This window comes from Pseudomonadota bacterium (genome assembly GCA_030860485.1).
Lineage (GTDB): Bacteria > Pseudomonadota > Gammaproteobacteria > JACCXJ01 > JACCXJ01 > JACCXJ01.
In genome coordinates this window covers 1-3313 of the sequence record JALZID010000363.1, presented here as the reverse complement: position 1 = coordinate 3313, position 3313 = coordinate 1, and the positions used below count along the sequence as shown (strand labels likewise).

The window sequence follows — 3313 nt, the reverse complement described above, 5'->3', positions numbered from 1 at the left end:
GGTGGACAATGATGAGATCGCGGTGGTCGCCCGCCAGGCGGCACGCTGGGCGCTGGCCTTGACGCGCCGCTTCGACCGCGTGATCCTGGCCTCCATGGACGCCGAGTCACCGCTCGTCGAGATCGTGCCGCGCTGACCGATCCCGGGTCGAGCGCCCGGCCAAGTTCTTGTTGATATAAAAGGTTTCACGGGAGCGCCGCCGCCGGCACCCCGTTCACGGTGGTCGTCGCGGCCGCGGTGTTGTTCGCGGGGTTGAGATCGCGGTCCGCGCTGACCGCGACGCTGTTGGTGAGCGATCCGAGGGCAGTGGCCAGGACTTGGATAGAGATAGAGACGCTCACGGCGGCCCCGTTCGCCACATCCCCGAGGGTGCAGACAACGGTGGTCGTCCCCGTGCACGTCCCTGTGATGGGCGTCGCCGAGAGGAATTCCACCCCGCCCGGCAGGGTATCGGTGAGGGTGACGTTGGTCGCGGCCCCGGGGCCGCCGTTCAGGACGGTGATGAAATAGGTCAGCGTGGCGCCCTGCGGCACCGGATCCGGGGAATCGGAGACCTCGATCGACAGATCGGCGTCCGCCTGCCTCCAACCGAGATCGAGCAGGAGCGGCAGCTCGAGGTTCGGGACGTGGTCCGGGCCGGTATAGCTCGGCTCCATCAACTGGTCCGGGACGAGCGAGTTGCTGAAGTGCGACACCGAGGACCCGGGCTCCGGGGGCCTCGGTGCGTACATCTGGACCCGCCCGCCAAGATCCACCCCATCGCCGAGGAGCGTGCTCGCGGCGGCCACTTGCCGGCCGGTCCACCTGAGGGCGCGGACGCTTCTGCTCGCACGCACGCGCTCGCGGTTCGTCATATGCGGGTAACGCCTGTCGGTCCTCGCGTTTTGCAGCAGGCGCATGTAGGCATCGTTCAGGCCCATGAATTTCTTTCCGGTCTTGAGATCCACCAGCGACAGGAAACCCAGGCCGTGCCCGATCTCGTGCAAAACCACGGTCACGAAGTCGATCTTGGTTCCGGGCGGCACGCCGTCGAGCCCGTAATACCAGGCATCGGGAAACGCGCAGGTAGTGCCCACGGTGCTGTTGAAGACCGCCTCGATATCGCTCCTGTCACGCCTGAGGTCCCGTCCGGCAAGGGCATTCGCCAAGGCCTGAACGTACCAGGTCTTCCGGACGGGTGCCCCACGGAAATCGCGGTGCAAGGTGTTGGGCCCGGCCTCCCCCAGGACCGCGCTCGATGCGTCGCAGGGCAGCGGGTCGAAACTCGCGTCGATGCGGATCCGCACGGGGCTCTCAATGCGTTCGGCCCAGATGGCGGCGGCGGCACGAAAGGCGATGAGGCGCTGCTGCCCGAGCGTCCTCCCCGGGTTAAGGCCGATGCCAGAATCCACGTCCGGCGCGCGTCGGTCCCTGAACCCTTCCCGGCGCCCGTCGCGATTGATGACCTTGAGGTCGGCCGCCTGTGCGGGGCCGATGGCAACGCTGAAAAGGGTCAGGAGCCAGAGGAGCCTCGCGGGCACGCCCCATGACTCGGCTTCCCTGCCCCATAGACCCGTCCTGAGTAGGCGCGGCCCCGAGGCCGGATTCAAGGCGCGGTTCGAGGGGTTTCCGGCGCGTCGCGGTGCCGGATCGATGGGCGTTGCTCCGGCGCGACGGCCGCTTCCAAGGGTACTCGAAAACGTCCCTCGAGATCGACGCTGACCCCGCCACCCGGCTCGGGCGAAACGATCTCGCGGAGTCCACGAGCGGAGGTGGAATGCGTGGCATCCAGCTCCAGGGGCGGCATCGCGTCATCGGGATGCTCCAAGGTCTCGCCGGTCACGGGATCGACATAGGCTTTGAAACCCGCCTGTGGTGCGTTGCTCAGTCCTGGCCGGTCCTCTCCGCACCAGCCGGTGGCCGTGAGGATGGACAGGACGACGAATATCAATAGGGTCCTGGTCATGCGTTTCGCGAAATTTTGGGAAACGTTTTGGGAAATCGCTGCTACCACCGTGCCCTCCCAGCCCTTCCATACCGCATAACTACTTGATTTTACTTGGTGCCGAGAGAGAGAATCGAACTCTCACGGGGTCGCCCCCACTGGATTTTGAGTCCAGCGCGTCTACCAGTTCCGCCACCTCGGCCCGAGCCGCGCAGTATAAGAAACGACGGTCCGAAAATCGATCGCAGACGCTGGTAGGCATCGTTTATCATCGCCCGATGCAGTGCCGCGACTTCGCCTACACCCTGCCCGAGCACCTCATCGCACAGCACCCGGTCCCCACACGCAGCGAAAGCCGCCTCTTGTACCTCGACCGGGACAGTGGCTCGGTCGCCGATCACCGCTTTACGGATCTCCCCGCGCTCTTGCGCGCGGGTGATCTCCTGGTATTCAACGACACGCGCGTCGTCCCGGCGCGGCTGTTCGGCCGCAAGGACGGCGGTGGGCGCGTCGAGCTCTTGCTCGAACGGGTCTTGGACACGCATGCGGCAATGGTGCAGATCCGCGCGAGCAGGCCGCCGCGGCCCGGCGCGCGCCTAGTGCTCGAAGGCGAGAATGGCTGCGGCCCGATGAACGTCGCCGTCAGGACGGTCGTCCATTCGTCCTATCAGGATCCCGTCTCTCAGGATGATGCCTTCTATGAGGTGGAGTTTTCGGCCCCAGCGTATGAGGTCCTGGAGGCGATCGGTCATACCCCCCTCCCCCCCTACATCGGCCGGCCAGACGAGCCCGCCGATCGGCACCGCTATCAAACGATCTATGCTTGCCCGCCAGGCTCCGTCGCGGCCCCGACGGCCGGCCTGCACTTCGACCTAGCGCTCATGGCAGCCCTGCAACGACGCGGGGTGGCGATGGGCTACCTGACCCTGCACATCGGTGCCGGGACCTTTCGACCGCCGCGCGTCGAGCGCGTGGAAGCGCATCGCATGCACCGGGAATCGATCGAGATCGGCGAGCCGCTGTGCCGTCTCGTCGCGGACACCCGCCGGCGGGGCGGGCGCGTCGTGGCCGTCGGGACCACCAGCGTGCGCGCCTTGGAGACCGCCTCGATCGCCGGTGAGCTGCAGCCTTTCCGGGGCGACACCGAGCTTTTCATCTATCCGGGTTATCGTTTTCGTAGCGTGGATGCCCTCGTAACCAATTTTCATCTCTCGGGATCGACATTGCTCATGCTGGTGTGCGCCTTCGCCGGCCGGGAGCGTGTGCTCGCGGCGTATCAGCACGCCGTCGGGACCGGCTATCGCTTCTACAGTTATGGCGATGCCATGCTCATCGACGGCCATGCGCTTTGAGGTGCTGGCGTCTGCGGGCGCGGCGCGCCGCGCCCGG

At 66.3% G+C, this 3313-nt stretch carries 3 protein-coding genes and 1 tRNA gene; 1 reads left to right on the top strand and 3 read right to left on the bottom strand.

The annotated features are described in order from the left end of the window. Positions 1-185: 185 nt before the first annotated feature. The 3 genes from M3461_22525 to M3461_22515 all read right to left on the bottom strand — a co-directional run bounded on the left by M3461_22525 (position 186) and on the right by M3461_22515 (position 2126). Complete coding sequence (locus M3461_22525; GenBank protein ID MDQ3776922.1) at positions 186-1520, bottom strand: DUF11 domain-containing protein; 1335 nt, start codon at positions 1518-1520, stop codon at positions 186-188. Between the two features lie 65 nt (positions 1521-1585). Continuing rightward, the gene (locus tag M3461_22520) at positions 1586-1945 is read right to left on the bottom strand and encodes a hypothetical protein (GenBank protein ID MDQ3776921.1); all 360 of its coding nucleotides are present in this window, start codon (positions 1943-1945) and stop codon (positions 1586-1588) included. Positions 1946-2039: 94 nt separating this feature from the next. After that, positions 2040-2126: transfer RNA gene (locus M3461_22515), tRNA-Leu, on the bottom strand. Positions 2127-2202: 76 nt separating this feature from the next. On the opposite strand from M3461_22515, the gene queA reads away from it, so the two are divergent. Then, positions 2203-3276 carry a tRNA preQ1(34) S-adenosylmethionine ribosyltransferase-isomerase QueA gene (gene queA / locus M3461_22510; GenBank protein ID MDQ3776920.1) on the top strand — a complete coding sequence of 358 codons (1074 nt, stop codon included), beginning with the start codon at positions 2203-2205 and terminating at the stop codon, positions 3274-3276. Positions 3277-3313 lie beyond the last annotated feature (37 nt).

Excerpts from the sequence above, each read along its gene's own strand:
- M3461_22520 (MDQ3776921.1), bottom strand. The coding sequence starts at position 1,945 with ATGACCAGGACCCTATTGATATTCGTCGTCCTGTCCATCCTCACGGCC.
- queA (MDQ3776920.1), top strand. The coding sequence starts at position 2,203 with ATGCAGTGCCGCGACTTCGCCTACACCCTGCCCGAGCACCTCATCGCA.